Consider the following 17,729-nt stretch of genomic DNA (forward strand, 5'->3'; position numbering starts at 1 on the left):
TCTTTTATTGAATTGTTACCTTTAATTCACTTAAAACTTTTTCTACAAAATCATTGGTTGTTTTACAATCAATTGCTAAGAATTCTAAGTCCTCTTTAGTAATTGTAGTTACATTTCTATTTTCTATACAGTTTTTAATATAGGACATCCGTAATCTATCTATATCTATATCTCTTGCCTTAATTAAAGAAGGATGTGATGGTAAAATGATATTTTCTCCCTGCACTTCTTCATCAGGATTACCAATGGAAATATGAATTCCATTTTCCCTAGCAAAGGTTAGCTGAGGTTGAATATGCTTTCCGGCTCCTGTATATTCTGTTTCCTGTACAACAATTATTTTGTCTTTATCCAGCTCTTGAGAAATGGCAAAAGCTGCTGCTAAGGATGTGTTACCTGCAGGTCCTCTTTCCATTCCCTCTAACTGTGCTAAAGCTTCTGTCATATAGAATACTTCTCCTTGATTTACAAGAACATACCGATCCATATATCTTAAAGGTCTTGCAGCTGATCTTGGTACATCAGAACGGTCTGGCCAAGTAGCAAAGGGCATACCAAATCCTGTGTGACCAGTGGTAAAGGACTTTTTATTGAAATGTGTATCACTTGCCATATGTAAGCCTTTGAGGTTTACACTAGCACCTACAATTTTTACATTTTCTGCACCGGCTTTCTTCAACCCTCTAGCAGTTCCAGTTAAATTTCCTCCCCCTGCGTTTGTACATACAACAACATCAGGATCTTTTCCTTCTCTTTCTCGAAATTGCATAGATAGTTCATATCCTAAGGTTTCCACTCCTGCTATACCAAAAGGTGTATATAGAGAAGCATTAAAGTAACCAGTTTCCTCTAAAAGCTTTAGAAATGTGTAGAATAATTCTGGACCAACGGTTAATTGCACCACCTCTGCTCCAAAGGCTTCACATTTCCTTGCCTTTTCAATGATTTCTGGTTGACCCTTTCCTGTACTGTCATAGCATTCTTGAATAATGATACATTTTAGTCCCCTCATGGCTGCTTGGCTAGCGACTGCTGCTCCATAATTGCCACTTGTGGCTGCTATAACACCTTTATATCCTAGCCTTTTCGCATGATAAACAGCATTTGCTGCTCTTCTTGCCTTGAAGCTGCCGGAAGGATTGCTGGCTTCATCTTTTATAAATATTCTTGCGCCTTTACCCTCTGGTGCCAGCTTCCTAGCTAAAGCTGTTAGGTTTTCAAGCTCTAATAAGGGTGTATTACCTACACCTGTTTCCCCTTGAATTTTCTGCATTTCCTCTAAGGAATAACCTGTTTCCTTCATCATTTTTTCATAATCGAATGCAATGCTACCGAATTCAAAAACTGAATAATCGATGCCAACTGCCTTTTTCATAATCTCACTTTTTCTTGCCATAACAGTTTCATAACTATTGTTGTTGCTCATGATTGCCACCTCCCCACAGAATTTCCCTCAGCTGTAGTCCTATCTGTAGGATTTCAGGAACAAATTTCCCAAAGTCATGATCATGATGGGGATTAATCTCTACTAATCTCCCTTTTTCATTTCTACCGGTAATCGTTTGTATCTCTACTTGTTCTCCTATACTAGCATCCTCCAATAAAAAACCTTTTATCCACATCTCTAAAGGTACCTTTTTAGTATCTTCAGGAAGTTGAGGTGCTCTTTCATGAGGTTGTAAAACAATATCGTGAATTCTTACCCATGTGCCTTTTTTTACATTCATACTACTCTCTCTCCTATCTTTCTATTAAATCCCTCATATCACCCATGATTGCTCTTGGAACAGGTAAGTCAAGCATTGTCTTTAGACCAGCAGATGCATTGATGACGTGAGGTATCATATTTATACACATTGCTATTGTTCCTATGCCACCTGGAATTTCTGGTTTTATTTGCATATTAATATCTGGTGTTCCTTTAATCCAAATATAATCTCCAGTATCAACACCTTCTGTTTCAGGAAGAATTTGTTGAGGATGCTCCATATCAATTTTTAATTCTCCATCTACATAACCATATCCACATTGACGACAACCAGCAACATTTCCAGCCTCTACTTTGGCATATTTCGTTTCTCTTTCAAAATTTGTTGTAATTGGTTCTCTTGTTTGTTCAATATTATCTATATTCCAGCCTATTCCATCAGCAACCATACGAATAGACTCTGGGAAACCAACATGTCCGGCAACCTTACCAGTTTTAACACCCTCTTCAAATTCTTCAACGGTTAGCCCAACTCCTTGTTCTTCCATTACAGCACGACCGAATGGAGCTAGGTCATTGATCCTAGCAGCTTTAATATAATCTACTTCTTCACAGGTGCCTGTTAAAGCTAAAATAAGTAAATCCAGCACAAAGCCTGGGTTAATACCAGTTCCCAAAATGCTTACTCCATTTTCTTTTGCCAATCTATTCATTTCCTTTGCTAATTCAGGTTCTTGTGCTTGAGGATAAGCCATTTCTTCCGCTGTTGAAATAACATTTATTTTCTTTTGAACTACAAGCTTTATTTTTTCAAATGCCCCTTTAGTAAAAGAATCAGTTGCCAATAAGGCTACATCAACAGCTCCTTCTACTAGAACATCCTCAATATTATTTGCTATAATTACTGGCTGATTGTCTCCTCTTTCTATTCCTAATACTTCATACATATCTTTTCCAACTCTTGCTTCATTTCTGTCACAAATTCCTACAATCTCTACTCCCTTTTTCTTTAATAGCATTTCTGCCATACCACTTCCCATTGCCCCAAATCCCCATATAACTACTTTAATATTTTCCATTTAAACCCCTCCATAAAATAAATTTCTAACTTAACTATTATTAATGCAAGATAATAGCCAAAAATATAGAATTCTTAAAAAATATTTATAATTTATATTCATACAAGATAATGTTATTTATTCATTTTATTTAGATAGTTAATTGATGACGTGTTAAGCTTACGGTGGATTTTAAATTTATATTATTCTAATATATATACATCAGCTATTTAGGCAATTTAAAATTTCAGTAGATTTTTTCATTTGAGCAACAAAATAGCGCAAATATATTTGCGTTTATATGCAAATATATTTGCACTATTTTTATTGTATATCTATTTTAGCTATAACTCTTTATAATAAATATGATATTTCTTAAGCTTATGTTGTAACGTTTGTCTTTTCATTCCTAGCTTTTTCGCTGTTTGTGTAATATTGCCGTTCAAGCTGAACAAAACATCTTCAATATATTTTCCTTCTATTTTGCTTAGCATGTCTGATAAAGTTATTTCCTCCTGGCTTTCAAATAAAAGAGATTGAGTTTTTAAATAATTATTATCCTTCGATGCAAGTATATATTCTGGAAAATCCACAACCTTTAATATATGTTCATCTTGAATATAGTTCATTGCACCCTCAATAAGATTTTCTAGCTCTCTCACATTACCAGGCCATGAATAACTTAAAAAATCACTTTTAACCTCTTCAGATATCATCCATACTTGTTTTTTAAAAATCTTATTATATTTGTTGATAAAAAAGTCTGTAAGTAATAAGATATCCTCTTTTCTTTCTTGTAAGCTAGGTATGTTAATACTAATTACCTTTAATCTATAGTATAAATCTTTACGAATAATACCTTGATTCATCAATTCTGTCGGTTTTTCATTGGTTGTGGCGATGATTCTAACATCTATAGGAATATCCTTTAGTCCTCCTATCCTTCTGATATATCCCTCCTGCAAAACCCTAAGAAGTTTCGCTTGAAGCTGAAGTCCCATTGAATTAATTTCATCTAATAATATCGTGCCCCCAGATGCCTGTTCAAAAATCCCTGGTCGATCTATGGCTCCAGTAAAGCTACCCTTAGTTGTCCCAAATAGGATACCTTCTAGCAGGCTTTCTGGCAATGCGGCACAGTTTTGAGCAATAAAGGGCTTGTTTTTTCTATTACTATGGAAGTGAATACTTTGAGCAAACAACTCTTTTCCAGTTCCAGTCTCTCCATATATTAAAATACTTGAAACAGAGTTAGCTGATCTTCTAGCCAAATTTATAGCTTTAACAAATATTGGGCTCTTCCCAATTAAATCTTCAAAAACATATTGTTTAATTGCTTTTTCTTTTATAACTGGTTTAATTAACTCCTGATGTAACCTCATTATTTCATCAGATAAATTCTTAATCTTGGTAATATTTTTTGCTATTTCTAGAGCTCCTATTTTTTCGTTTTCATAGTATAAAGGTATAGTTGTATTGATGGTATTAATTTTTTTTCTTTGATTATTAAGATATGTTTGGCACTCATTCAATATTGGGTTTTCAGTTTTTAGTACCTTTAACAGGGTACTGGTCTCATGGTTTAGACTAGGAAACACATCAAGAAGTCTTTGACCCATAACTTCATCAGCAGGCATCCCTTCTAATTCTGCCATGGCTTCGTTATATAATATGGTAACGCCCTCATTATTAATCACATGTATACCTTCGTCAATGGTGTGCAAAATTTTTTGCAGTATGACCATTAGCGTTCTTTTGGTAATCATTTTATCCTCTCCCATATTCAGAAGCTTGTTTTATTCTATTATATCAATTAAGCAATAAAATCTCTAGATGTACTTCCTATTAAAAAAAGAGGAAAATTATTTTCCTCTTTTATCAGTTATTTAATGTTACATATGTTCTTTATATAATTCAAATTGCTGACATAAGCTCTTAACCATTTCAGATGCTTTTCTAATATTTTCAGGATTGCTAATAATCATATCGATTACTTCTGCAATCTTTATCATTTCTTCTTCCTTAAAACCTCTTGTAGTAACAGCTGGGGTTCCTATCCTTATTCCACTTGTAACAAAAGGACTTTCTGGATCATAGGGTATCGTGTTTTTATTTACTGTAATGCCTACTTCCCCTAGTAGCTTCTCTGCATCTTTACCGGTGATACTTTTATTTCTAAGGTCTAATAACAGCAAATGGTTGTCGGTACCGCCTGATACTAGAGTGAAATCTTTTTTTAACAACTCTTCTCCTAACCTTTTGGCGTTTTTGATTACCTGTTGTTGATAAATTTTAAATTCAGGTGCTAATGCCTCTTTAAATGCTACAGCCTTTGCTGCAATTACATGCATTAATGGTCCACCTTGTATTCCAGGAAAGATTGACTTATCAATCATTTTTGCATACTTTTCTTTACAAAGGATCGCTCCACCTCGAGGACCCCGTAATGTCTTATGGGTTGTAGTCGTAACGAAATCCGCATGATCACAGGGATTATTATGAAGTCCAGCAGCTATTAATCCTGCTATATGAGCCATATCTACCATTAAGTAGGCCCCCACTTCATCAGCTATTTCTTTAAACTTCTTAAAGTCAATTGTTCTAGGATATGCACTTGCTCCTGCTACGATAAGCTTAGGCTTTTCTTCATTTGCTATTCTTCTTACTTCTTCATAGTCAATCAATTGTGTCTTTTGGTCTACTCCATATTCCACAAAGTTATAATATACCCCTGAAATATTCACAGGACTTCCATGGGTTAAATGACCTCCGTGGGATAAGTTCATACCTAATACCTTGTCTCCAGGCTGTAGAATGGCAAAATATACTCCTAGATTTGCATTTGAACCTGAATGAGGTTGTACATTGACATGTTCTGCATCAAATAATTCCTTCAATCGATCCCTCGCTAATTCTTCAGCTACATCTACTTCTTCGCAGCCTCCATAATATCTTCTAGCGGGATAACCTTCAGCATATTTGTTGGTTAAGTAGCTACCCATTGTCTCCATTACAGCAGTTGAAACAATATTTTCCGAAGCAATTAATTCAATGCCTGCTCTCTGTCTACCTTTTTCTTTCATTATTACATCATAGATCTTCTCATCCACTTCTTTTAACCTATCAAAGTTCATTAGCTGTTCTCCTTTCATGATAACTTGTCTCAAATTCATTATAGATATATTTTAGAAATTTTACAATAATTTCCTCACTTTTTGCATAAAATCATAATGCTATCTATAGGATATCCTTTTACGATACTTTTAATATATTTTTGTAGATTTATCCTAGATTCTGATATATATTAATATAATAAAGTAGATTGGAGGTGAATTTATGCTTCAAGTAAACAGAAAAAAACTTTTGGTTTTAGCTCTTTATGCAGGGGAAATCATGTTAAAGAATGGTGCTGAAACCTACAGAGTCGAGGATACAATAATTAGATTATGTAAATCCAAAGGCTTTTCCTATGTGGATGTTTATGTTACCCCCACAGGAATATTTATATCCATAGATAATAAGGGAGAGAGTCAAGAAGAAATTTTATCCTATATTAAAAGAATCAAGTCCAGAAGTATCAATTTGAATAAGGTTGCAGAAGTAAACAATTTTTCCAGAAAATTTGTTGATCAGAAGATATCCATAGATGATGGAATTAAACTTTTGAAGGAAATCGACCAATTGTTACCCTATCCCCACTACATCCATGCAGTTTTTGGAGGTCTAGCTAGCGCCTTCTTTGCTCTATTATTTGGAGCCAATATATTTGAATTTCTTAGTGCCTTTATTACTAGTATTTTAGTTACTTATAATTTAAAATATTTATTAAGCATAGACTTTCCCCCATTTCTTACAAATGCCTCTGGAGGCGGAGTTGCAGCAATCATGGCCATTATTCTTTCATTCCTGCACCCTTCAATCCATATTGACAAGATCATCATTGGCGCTATTATGGTAATGGTTCCTGGAGTGGCTATGACAAATGCTGTTCGTGATTCTATTGCAGGAGATCTGGTTTCAGGTTTAGCTAGAGCTGCAGAAGCACTAATTATTGCGACGTCTATTGCATTTGGGGTGGGTTTTATTCTTAAGCTATGGATATTGTTTGCAGGAGGTACTTTAATATGATGTACGTTACTAATTTTGTTTATGCTCTTATCTGTACGATAGGATTTGCTATTGTTTTTAATGTTCCAAAGACATCTTTAATTAAATCTGGGTTTGGCGGAGCTTTGGGTTGGACAGTGTTCATCACTATTAATCATTTTTTTCAGTCTGTAGTTGTTGCAACTTTTATCGCTTCTTTCATTATTGCATTAATTGGTGAAGCCTTTGCGATCATTGATAGACAACCTTTAACTGTTTATATTATTCCTGGTATTGTGCCTTTAGTTCCTGGTTTTGGTTTATATTATACGATGCTGTCTATACTAGAAGAAAATTATGAACTAGCTATTAATCATGGCAGCGAATCCATTATGATTGCCATCTCTATAGCAGCTGCTTTGACCATCGTATTATCGTTAAATTCTTATAGAAAAAAAAGAAGATCTAATTTTTAGATCTTCTCTTCATGGTCAATGACCTCAACTATAACTGGTGTAAATTTTCTACTGTTCTTTATTACATTTTCTTTTTTTCTAATTCCAATAAAGCTAAAGAACATTAAAGTAAAGCCTATTAATGCCGCATACAATTCCATATTTTCGTTAACACCTAAGTTAGGTAGAATCGTAGTAGCTAATAATACACCGATCACCAAAGCTAACAATGGAATTACATATACGATAAATGCAGCAGTCAGAACACTTTGACCCTCCATATCCACTTCAACCCGTTCCCCTAGCTTAGCGTTAGCATCATTAATTGCTTCTATCTCCATTTTCATGTCTTCTTGCCCCATTTTACACGCATTACAACTTCCACAGCTAGAATGTCTCTGCATTAATACTTTTGCCGTTTTATCCTTCACCAGTGTCACGACACCACATTGTTTCATCTTCCAACCTCCTTTGTAAAGGTTTATAGCTTATTCATTATATTCCCAATCTATTAAATCCCTAACAACAACCGATGCAATGATTAATCCTACTGCTGAAGGAACAAAAGCAACACTGCCAGGAATCTGATGTCTAACAGTACAGGTTCGATCCTTGTTAGGACATATACAATCTGTTTTACAATCACTGTCTATTTGTAAGGGGGTAATGGGATTCTCTTTAGAATAAACAACCTTTAAATCTTTTATATTTCTCTTTCTTAATTCTTTTCTTAATACCTTGGCCAAAGGGCAGATAGATGTTTTATAAATATCTTCAACAACAAATTTTGTTGGATCTAACTTGTTTCCTGCTCCCATGCTACTGATAATTGGTATGTTTCTTTCTTTGCACCGTTGAATTAAGTCTATTTTAGCCGTAACCATATCGATTGCATCGATAACATAATCATAATTATCATTTAGTAGTCTTTCAGCACTATCACTATTGTATAGCTCTTTATAAGTGGTTACTTCTGCCTTAGGATTTATATCAAGAATCCGTTCTTTCATCATGTCTACTTTAGATTTCCCTACGGTAGACCGAGTTGCATGTATCTGCCTATTAATATTGGTAAGACATATATCATCATCATCTACTAAAACAAATGCTCCAACTGCTGTTCTAGCTAGTGCTTCTGCTGCGAATGTTCCAACTCCACCAATACCAAAAATTGCAACTGTACTATTTTTTAATTTACTTAAACCTTCGGTACCAATTAATAGTTCTGATCTAGAAAAAGGATGTAGCACCATTGTTTTCCTCCTATTGATTATTAATCTATCTTTCAAAATCTAGTGTGGCAAACTAAAGTCTATAATATATAATTTATTTTTTTCTGTCAACTATATTTCCTTTTTTAGGACAAAATTTTCTTTAACTATATTATTTTAAAATACGGTTTTGGAACTATATTTCTCCTATAAAAAAAATTCCTAATAAATAATAGGAATTAACATTTACTGTTATTTTTAATATAAATACCCACCATGCCGTGATCCGATTGTTTTGAAACCTGCTATGCAGGTGGGTGCTCTGTCATCTATTTCTTAAGTCCTCTGAATTAAAGAGGCATTTAATCCATAAACAAACGCCGAATTCCCAATGTAACTGTGTTGGCTCAAAACGTTATCGAATTCACGCACACAGTAGGTGTGTATACATATAGTATCATAATTTCAAGAATATTTCAATTAATGATGGATATATTTTTAAGTATATAGTTGTAGTATGCTCTAAGTCTAGATAAAATATGTTATTTACATATCCATATTTTAATAAAATAACCTCCTAAAGTAGATTTTTTTATCTATCTACTTTAAGAGGTTCACCTAAAATTAAGATTCTTTTTGGGTTTGAATCTGAATGCTTAATTCTTTTAACTGTTTTTCATCTACAAAAGATGGCGCATTGGTTAATAAACAAGTGGCGTTTTGAGTTTTTGGAAATGCTATTACTTGTCGAATATTTGCTTCTTTTGTCAAAATCATTACTAATCTATCTAATCCATAAGCTATACCTCCATGAGGTGGAGTGCCATATTTAAATGCTTCCAATAGGTAACCAAACTTTTCCCATGCTTCTTTTTCTGTAAAACCTAAGACCTTAAACATTTTTTCTTGAAGCTGTGAAGAGTATATTCGTATACTTCCTCCACCAATCTCATGCCCATTTAATACAATGTCATAGGCTTTTGCCCTCACTTTTTCTGGCGCTGTATCTAACAATTCAATATCTTCATCCATTGGTGATGTAAACGGATGATGCTTTGCAACATATCTGTTTTCTTCTGGATCATGTTCTAATAATGGGAATTCTGTCACCCATAATAATTTGAATTCATCAGGATTCAATAGATTTAATCGTTTAGCAACCTCTAGTCGTAAATGTCCTAAAGCATCATGTACAATATCAAACTTGTCTGCAACAAATAATATTAAATCTCCAGATTTTCCATTAACTTTTTTAAGTAGATGACTCAATTCTTCTTCTGTAAAAAACTTCGCTATAGGGGATACTACTTCTTCTTCAACAATTTTCATCCATGCTAGACCTTTTGCACCATAGGTTTTGGCCACTTCTTCTAAGCTTGTTATATCTTTTCTACTAAACTTATCTCCATAGCCTTCTATGTTGATGGCTTTTACAAATCCTCCATTTTCAACGGTAGAAGAAAAGACTTTAAATCCACTTGTTTTTACAGGTTTAGAAACATCTACTAGTTCAAAGCCAAAACGAATATCTGGTTTGTCAGATCCATATCTCTCCATCGCTTCTTTATAGCTCATTCTCTGTATTGGCAGTTGTATATCTATATTAAGCGCATCCTTAAATACTTTTTGTAAAAGTCTCTGGTTCACTTCAATAATATCTTCCATATCTACGAAGGACATTTCACAATCAATTTGTGTGAATTCTGGCTGGCGATCAGCTCTTAAGTCCTCATCTCTAAAACATTTTACTATTTGAAAATACCTTTCCATGCCAGACACCATTAGAAGTTGTTTAAAAAGCTGAGGTGATTGAGGTAGAGCATAGAACTTACCTGGGTTAACTCTACTAGGCACTAAATAGTCTCTAGCACCTTCTGGTGTCGTGTTAATCAACATAGGTGTTTCTACTTCAATAAATCCGTCTTCTGTTAAAAAGTTTCTAACAATATTGGCTATTTTGGATCGAAAAATTAGATTGTTTTGCATAGAGGGCTTTCTTAAGTCTAAATATCTATATTTTAATCTTAAATTTTCTGAAACAACATCATCATCTTTAATGTATATAGGTGGTGTATCTGCAGTGTTTAATATATGTAACTCTTCAGCAAATATTTCTATTTCACCAGTAGGTAGATTTGGATTCATTGATTGTCGTTTATATACTTTCCCTTTAACACAGATAACATATTCTGAACCGATTGTTTCTGCTTTATTAAAGGCATCTAAAGAAATGTCCTTATCAAAAACAATCTGAAGTAATCCTGTCCTATCCCTTAAATCAACAAATATTAAACCACCAAGATCTCTTCTTTTTTGTACCCAGCCATTCACTACGATTTCTTCATTAATGTTTTGGGAATGTAAAGTGCCGCACATATGGGTTCTCTTTAACAACTTAGAAGTCATTTTTCCCTCTCCTCATCAAAAAATTTATTTAAGTCTGTCTTTTAAAATATTATAAATATCTGTAATTTCAATTTCTTCTTGCTCGCCATTTCCCATATTTTTTAATAGAAGAATTCCTTTATTAAGTTCATCTTCACCTATAATGATTGTATAGGAAGCCATCATTTTGTCTGCATATTTAAATTGTGCTTTTACGCTTCTATCCATATGATCTTGATCTACCTTGAAGCCCCTACTACGTAATTCGCTGATTAATTCAAAGCCCTTGAGTTTTGCTGCTGTTCCCATGGTCACAACAAATGCATCTAATGCTTTAGGATTAGGTATATGGATTTTTTGTGTTTCAAGTGATAATATTGCTCTTTCTAGCCCCATTCCAAAACCTACCCCAGGTGTAGAAGGACCTCCACAATCCTCTACTAGTTTGTCATATCTTCCCCCACCACATAAGGTTCCCTTTTTTCCGGCTTCATCCGTTATAATTTCAAAAGCTGTTTTTGTATAATAATCTAGGCCTCTTACAATCTTGGGATCAATAATATATTCTATTCCGGATGCTTCTAAATATTTTTTTAACCCTTCAAAATGATCATTACATTCATCACAAATGTGATTCAGCATTAATGGAACGTCCTGTAATTGCTGCTGACATGTATCAGATTTGCAATCTATAATTCGCATAGGATTTCTTTCAAATCTACTTTGACAGGTTGTACATAAATTATTAAGTCTTTCCCCTAGGTAAGCTTTTAAAACTTCGTGATAATCTTTTCTGCACTTAGGACAGCCGATGTTATTTATTCTTACTTCTAAATTTTTAATTCCCATCTTTGTATATACTGCCATAGCTAAACTAATAACCTCTGCATCGACAGAAGGATTAATCGCCCCAAATACTTCTATTCCAAATTGATGATGTTCTCTGTACCTTCCTGCTTGAGGTTTCTCATATCGAAACACTGGAATGATATAGTACAATTTTGTCGGCTGCGGCTCAGCATAAAGCTTATTTTCAATAAATGATCTTGCAACTGGTGCTGTACCCTCAGGCTTCAAGGTTATACTTCTTCCACTACGGTCTTCAAAGGTATACATTTCCTTTTCCACTACATCCGTAGTATCTCCGATTCCTCTAATAAATAGTTCAGTATGTTCAAAAATTGGGGTTCTAATTTCTTGGAATCCATATTTTTCTGCAACTTCTCTAGCAGTATTCTCCACATAATGCCACTTATATGCCTCCGAAGGCAATACATCCTGTGTGCCCCTTGGGGTTTTTATTTGCATATTTTTCCCTCCACTCTATGATTTCTCATTTCTCTATACAAAAATTTGTTTTGAGATCTATTGGAATAATTTTTTTAAACCAATTACTGAAATAATAGCTTATTCACAATTCAACAAAGTATAATATTTCTTATTGGTTATAAAAAATATTATTTCTCTTAGACTAATTAATAGGAAATATGTTAAATGAAAAAATCCCCTCTTCCCAAAATAAGGGGATAATTTGTACTTAAGTGACCAACACGAAAGTCACAAACCAAACTTTCGGTTGTCTACTTATGAATTAAGTCTCATTTTATTTGTAATATTATAATTCTTTTTGAAAATATTGTCAATGTATTATCATAAATGCTTTTTCTTTCTTTCTATCATTTCATCTACCCGTTCTATGTAGAGCTCAAGGTTCTTAATATTGGGTACTCTTTCTAAGCGATTTTCTTTAGGAAATACAATTTTTGATACTGCACCTGCTCCCATAGCAATAATGGTTTGTTTTTCCTCCATGATTTGGATGTTGTAAATACATTCATACCCAGGCTTTGCATAACCAATGTTCTCTAGATTTTCTACCATATGTTTTTGCCTGTACATATAATATGGTTTTAGACCCATATCTCTTGCATAGTTTTCAGTAATTTCTAGCATCTTTACTATCTCACTGTTTTTCTTATCTGTAGAATATTGCTGTTCTTTTAATCTTGAAGCATTTTTAATGGCTAATGTATGCACGGTTAAATTGGAAGGTAATAGCTTTTTAATAGCCTTCATTGTATTGTGAATCATATCTATATTTTCATCTGGAAGTCCAATAATGACATCCATATTAATATGATCAAATCCAATTTTTCTAGCTAACTGGTAGGCTTCAACGGTTTCTATCACTGAATGATTTCTTCCTATTTTTTTCAAAGTACAATCATTCATAGTTTGAGGGTTGATACTAATCCTTGTAACACCACTTTTTTTAAGGAAAATTAATTTCTCTGTATCCACTGTATCAGGTCTACCGGCTTCAACAGTAAATTCTTTCAGTTTTGACATGTCAAAGCTATCAACCAAGACATCAAAAAGTTTTTGGAACTGGCGGGTATTTAATGTAGTTGGTGTTCCACCACCGATATATACCGTCTCTATTTCTTTTCCTTTACGATTTAATATTTCAGAGGTTCCTTTTATTTCTTTGCAAATTGCTTCGATATAATCTTCTATATAGGTATGAAATCTATCCAATGGATTAGATGGAAAAGAACAATAGCTACACCTAGTAGGACAAAATGGAATGCTGATGTATATGCTTACTTTCTTTTCGTCTATTGGATATACATACTTATGTTCAATGTTAGCTACTTCTAAAAGTAGCTGGGCTTTTGCTTTTGAAATATAATAATCCTTCGTTAAGATGTAAGTAATTTCTTCTTGGGATTTTCCTTCGTTTAGTAGCTCATGAACGATCTTTGTAGGTCTTATTCCAGTTAAAAATCCCCAAGGTAGATAGACTTTATTATATTTTATTAGTAGTCGGAAAAAAGCAGATTTAATTAATTGTTTGGTTTTTCTTTTTACATCATGCAGATTTCCGTCAATCACCACGGTTTTAATAGTTTTATTCTTTTCTCCAGATATGTATGCCTCAGTGATGATGGTTGTTTCATTTCTATTTTTAATTAATTTATTAATAATAATATCTTCGCTTAAATTTTCAGTCTCTAAATCAACATGATGATCATTGCTATATATTATCAAAGCATCAGCATCATAAAAAAGCTTTAGTAATTCTTTAACTTCATATTCATAATCATGACCTATTAAAAATACTTTTAACATTAAAACATAACTCCTATTAATGATCTCGTTCTATTTCTTCAATTATTTTTTCTACATAATTAGAATTCATCCCTAGTTCTCTTGCAATTTCCAACTGTGATACGCCTTCATAATTCATTTCCAAAAAATCCTGCAACTCCATATCTATGCTTTTTCGGCTCTTTATGTTATATTGATTTTTACGATTTTTCTTCATAAAGCAACCTCCTAGAAAAATATTTTAGGTTAGTATTACCTATATTTTCTAGGAGTATACTGCATTACTTAATATACGGATTTGTAACTTTTTCAATACCTATTTTTGATGCAGGCCCATGTCCAGGGAAAACAGTAGTATCGTCATCTAATACCATAAGTTTTTCTTTAATGGAACGGATAATTAGCTCATAGTTCCCTCCATCCAAATCTGTTCTACCTATAGAATTAGCAAATAAAGTATCTCCTGTAAAAACAGAATCATTAACGTGTATACAAATACCGCCTTGTGTATGTCCAGGGGTATAGATAACCTTAAGTTTCAATTCTCCTAATTCTAATCCTTCACCATCTGTAAGAAAGGCGTCAGCAGACATCTCAATAACAGGTCCCCCCATCATTGCAGAATAGTTTCTATTCTTATCCTGTAATAGATAGTGGTCATCTTTATGCATATATACTGGAGCATTTGTTTTTTCCTTCAGTTCCTGTAACCCTCCAATGTGGTCACCATGTCCATGGGTCAATAGTATATATTTTAATTGCAGTCCATTATCCTCCAACATTGTTAGAATTTCTTTCGCATCACCACCTGGATCAATAACAGCTGCTTCATTCGTTTTATCATCCCCTAGAATATAACAGTTAGCTCCATAAACTCCTACTGCCATTCTTTGTAAAAACATAATTTACCTCCTTTAAAACAGTTTTTTGCTATCAATTAACATAGTAACTGGTCCATCATTGATAGAATGTACCATCATATGAGCTTGAAACATTCCTGTAGCTACTTGTATGCCAGTATCTTTGCAATAGCTAACAAATTCTTTATATAGGCCTTCTGCTATATCTGGTTTTGCTGCTTCAGAAAAGCTAGGTCTTCTACCTTTTCTACAATCTCCCATTAAGGTAAACTGAGATACCACCAATAATTTACCTTTTACATCAACAACAGATAAATTCATCTTTTCATTTTCATCTTCAAAAATTCTTAAGTTGGCTATTTTCTCTACCATATACTTAATATCATCTGTAGTATCCTCATGCCCTATCCCAAGAAATACCAGTAAGCCTTTTTCTATCTCACCAGTAATATTGTTATCTACTACTACTTTACCTTGACTAATTCTTTGTACAACTGCCCTCATAGGTACCTCCTTTAACTTATGTGATTACCCTAAATACGTCTAATACACCTTTAACTCGTTTCAGCTTTTCCATCAATTTATTTAAGTCGTCTATACTATTAACTTCTAGAACAAGATTAAGTAGTGCAATTTTTTCTTTGTTAGTCCTAGCATTTAAGGCATTCACTGTAACCTTTGCATCTGATAGTATATGAGTTAATTCTGATAGCAGTCCTTTACGATCGGCAGCTTTTAATTGTATTTCTGCCTGGAAAGAGATGGATTTGTTAGAATCCCATTCTACCTCAATAAAACGCTCGGTAGCTTCAGCATTATCATATAAATTAGGACAATCCTTTCTGTGAATAGATACGCCTCTACCTCTAGTGATATAGCCGACAATTTCATCTCCTGGCACTGGATTGCAACAACGAGAAAAACGTACCATGATATTATCTATTCCTTTAACGATTATACCTTGACTTGGTTTTCTCTTGTTTTTACTATCGATATGCTTATTAGCTAGAGGTATTTCTTTTTCCTGAATTTCCTGCGGCTGAGGTGTATCCTTTTTAATATTTTCTTTTATTTTTGGTATTACCTGAGCTAAAGTAATGCCACCATATCCAATAGCAGCATATAAATCTTCCTCATTATTTAAGCTTAGCTTTTTAGCAATGCTGATTAATAGTTTCACCTGCAATGCCTCGTTAGCATTCAGCCCCTGTCTCCTTATTTCTTTTTCTAGGATTTCTCTACCTCTGCTAACATTTTCTTCTCTGCGCTCTTTTTTAAACCATTGTTTAATTTTTGTTTTAGCTTGAGAGCTTTTAACAATCTTCAACCAATCTCTACTAGGCCCATTACTATGACCTGATGTCAATATCTCTACAATATTACCGTTTTTTAATTTGTAATCGATAGGAACGATTCGTCCGTCTATCTTTGCACCTACACATTTATTTCCTACATCTGAGTGAATTTTATAAGCAAAATCTACTGGAGTTGATCCCGTTGGTAGGTTAATAACCTTTCCTTTAGGAGTAAAAACAAAAACCTCGTTAGTAAAAAGATCTATCTTTAAAGATTCCATAAATTCTTTAGGATCCTTCATTTCTTTTTCCCATTCTAGCATTTGTCTTAACCAGGATAATTTATCATCTATTTCTGTTTCTTTATTTGTAATAATATTTTCTTTATATTTCCAATGAGCAGCAATACCGTATTCGGCTATTTGATGCATTTCCCCAGTTCTTATTTGTATTTCAAAGGGCTCTCCCTTAGGCCCTATAACAGTCGTATGGATTGATTGATACATATTGGGCTTAGGCATAGCTATATAATCCTTGAATCTACCAGGTATTGGTTTCCACAATGTATGCACCACACCTAATGCTCCATAGCAATCTTTGACTGTATCTACTAATATTCTAATTGCCAAAAAGTCAAAAATTTCATCAAATGATTTTCCTTGGTAGGTCATTTTACGATAAATACTATAAAAATGCTTAGGTCGTCCTGAAATCTCATTTTCTATATTAAATTCTTCTAGTTTATTCCTAAGTTTTTTTATAACTTCGTTGATAAAATCTTCTCTATCTTTACGCTTTTTTGCTACTTTTTCTACCAGCTCATAGTATCCTTCAGGGTCAATATAGCGAAGACATAAATCCTCCAGTTCCCACTTAATTCTAGAGATACCAAGACGATGTGCGATAGGAGCAAATATTTCAAGTGTTTCAAGTGCTTTTTCCTTTTTCTTTTCATCTGTCTGATACTTAAGTGTTCTCATATTGTGGAGCCTATCAGCTAATTTAATAAGAATTACTCGAATGTCCTTTGCCATAGCAACAAACATTTTCCTTAGATTTTCTGCTTGTCTTTCTTCCTTTGATTCAAAAGATAAACGAGTTAACTTCGTAACTCCTTCTACTAGTTCTGCTATCTCTTCTCCAAATTCTTGTCTAATTTTGTTATAGTCGTAACCTGTATCCTCAATAACATCATGTAATAAGCCTGCAGCAATCGTGGTGCTATCCATTTGCAGTTCTACAAGTATTTTAGCTACCTCAACAGGATGAATAAAGTATCTCTCGCCAGATTTCCTATATTGCCCTGCATGTGAGCTTTCAGCAAAGTTATAAGCTTTAATAATAAGCTCAACGTCACATTGAGGGTTGTATTCTTCAAGCATTGCTATTAAGTTTTCCAACATCATAAAATCACCCTCTTCAGTAGCATCAAATAATTTCTGCTTAGTATTTATAATCGAATATTAGAACTCATTATTTAACATTTTATTTCTTGTAGTATATTCAAAATACACGTCTTTAGTGCTTCCTCATGGATTCTAATAGTAAAATTCAAAATAA

16 protein-coding genes and 1 other RNA gene are annotated in these 17,729 nt (G+C 33.6%); 2 read left to right on the forward strand and 15 right to left on the reverse strand.

The window, feature by feature from the left end:
- Window positions 1–4: 4 nt before the first annotated feature.
- The 5 genes from ortB to CHB72_RS09840 form a co-directional block, all read right to left on the reverse strand.
- Complete coding sequence (gene ortB / locus CHB72_RS09820; RefSeq protein WP_089282720.1) at window positions 5–1,426, reverse strand: 2-amino-4-oxopentanoate thiolase subunit OrtB; 1,422 nt, start codon at window positions 1,424–1,426, stop codon at window positions 5–7.
- Entirely contained in the window at window positions 1,410–1,727 is a 318-nt protein-coding gene (ortA, locus tag CHB72_RS09825) for a 2-amino-4-oxopentanoate thiolase subunit OrtA (protein ID WP_089282721.1), read from the reverse strand. Before ortA ends, ortB begins: the two co-directional genes overlap by 17 nt.
- Before the next feature lie 13 nt (window positions 1,728–1,740).
- Window positions 1,741–2,787 (reverse strand): 2,4-diaminopentanoate dehydrogenase, encoded by a 1,047-nt coding sequence (ord, locus tag CHB72_RS09830; RefSeq protein WP_089282722.1) that lies wholly within the window; start codon window positions 2,785–2,787, stop codon window positions 1,741–1,743.
- Window positions 2,788–3,110: 323 nt separating this feature from the next.
- Entirely contained in the window at window positions 3,111–4,532 is a 1,422-nt protein-coding gene (locus CHB72_RS09835) for a sigma-54 interaction domain-containing protein (RefSeq protein ID WP_089282723.1), read from the reverse strand.
- 126 nt (window positions 4,533–4,658) lie between these two features.
- Window positions 4,659–5,900, reverse strand: a complete 1,242-nt coding sequence (locus CHB72_RS09840) for a serine hydroxymethyltransferase (protein ID WP_089282724.1) — start codon at window positions 5,898–5,900, stop codon at window positions 4,659–4,661.
- 202 nt (window positions 5,901–6,102) lie between these two features.
- Between CHB72_RS09840 and CHB72_RS09845 the strand changes: the two genes are divergently transcribed.
- Both CHB72_RS09845 and CHB72_RS09850 read left to right on the forward strand, forming a co-directional pair.
- A complete protein-coding gene (locus CHB72_RS09845) occupies window positions 6,103–6,894 on the forward strand; it encodes a threonine/serine exporter family protein (RefSeq protein ID WP_089282725.1) in 792 nt (263 codons plus the stop codon).
- Entirely contained in the window at window positions 6,891–7,328 is a 438-nt protein-coding gene (locus tag CHB72_RS09850; RefSeq protein ID WP_089282726.1) for a threonine/serine exporter family protein, read from the forward strand. Before CHB72_RS09845 ends, CHB72_RS09850 begins: the two co-directional genes overlap by 4 nt.
- Here the strand turns inward: CHB72_RS09850 and CHB72_RS09855 are convergent.
- The 10 genes from CHB72_RS09855 to CHB72_RS09900 form a co-directional block, all read right to left on the reverse strand.
- Window positions 7,325–7,765: a SoxR reducing system RseC family protein gene (locus CHB72_RS09855; RefSeq protein ID WP_089282727.1), complete on the reverse strand. Its 441-nt coding sequence runs from the start codon at window positions 7,763–7,765 to the stop codon at window positions 7,325–7,327. The two genes, CHB72_RS09850 and CHB72_RS09855, sit on opposite strands and share 4 nt — an antisense overlap.
- Window positions 7,766–7,795: 30 nt before the next feature.
- Complete coding sequence (locus CHB72_RS09860; RefSeq protein WP_330397031.1) at window positions 7,796–8,560, reverse strand: tRNA threonylcarbamoyladenosine dehydratase; 765 nt, start codon at window positions 8,558–8,560, stop codon at window positions 7,796–7,798.
- Between the two features lie 222 nt (window positions 8,561–8,782).
- Window positions 8,783–8,963, reverse strand: a non-coding RNA gene (gene ssrS / locus CHB72_RS09865) — 6S RNA.
- A gap of 179 nt (window positions 8,964–9,142) precedes the next feature.
- Window positions 9,143–10,924, reverse strand: a complete 1,782-nt coding sequence (gene aspS / locus CHB72_RS09870) for an aspartate--tRNA ligase (RefSeq protein WP_089282728.1) — start codon at window positions 10,922–10,924, stop codon at window positions 9,143–9,145.
- Between the two features lie 24 nt (window positions 10,925–10,948).
- Window positions 10,949–12,211, reverse strand: coding sequence for a histidine--tRNA ligase (hisS, locus tag CHB72_RS09875; protein ID WP_089282729.1), 1,263 nt, complete (start codon window positions 12,209–12,211; stop codon window positions 10,949–10,951).
- A 342-nt stretch (window positions 12,212–12,553) separates the two neighbouring features.
- Complete coding sequence (gene hemZ, locus CHB72_RS09880) at window positions 12,554–14,035, reverse strand: coproporphyrinogen dehydrogenase HemZ (RefSeq protein WP_089282730.1); 1,482 nt, start codon at window positions 14,033–14,035, stop codon at window positions 12,554–12,556.
- A gap of 16 nt (window positions 14,036–14,051) precedes the next feature.
- A complete protein-coding gene (locus CHB72_RS09885; RefSeq protein WP_089282731.1) occupies window positions 14,052–14,231 on the reverse strand; it encodes a hypothetical protein in 180 nt (59 codons plus the stop codon).
- A gap of 64 nt (window positions 14,232–14,295) precedes the next feature.
- The gene (locus CHB72_RS09890) at window positions 14,296–14,916 is read right to left on the reverse strand and encodes an MBL fold metallo-hydrolase (RefSeq protein ID WP_089282732.1); all 621 of its coding nucleotides are present in this window, start codon (window positions 14,914–14,916) and stop codon (window positions 14,296–14,298) included.
- 12 nt (window positions 14,917–14,928) lie between these two features.
- On the reverse strand, window positions 14,929–15,378 hold the full coding sequence (gene dtd, locus CHB72_RS09895; protein ID WP_089282733.1) for a D-aminoacyl-tRNA deacylase: 450 nt from the start codon (window positions 15,376–15,378) through the stop codon (window positions 14,929–14,931).
- Window positions 15,379–15,394: 16 nt separating this feature from the next.
- Window positions 15,395–17,572, reverse strand: coding sequence for a RelA/SpoT family protein (locus CHB72_RS09900; protein WP_089282866.1), 2,178 nt, complete (start codon window positions 17,570–17,572; stop codon window positions 15,395–15,397).
- Window positions 17,573–17,729: the final 157 nt, after the last annotated feature.

It is taken from the genome of Anaerovirgula multivorans, assembly GCF_900188145.1.
Taxonomy (GTDB): domain Bacteria; phylum Bacillota; class Clostridia; order Peptostreptococcales; family Natronincolaceae; genus Anaerovirgula; species Anaerovirgula multivorans.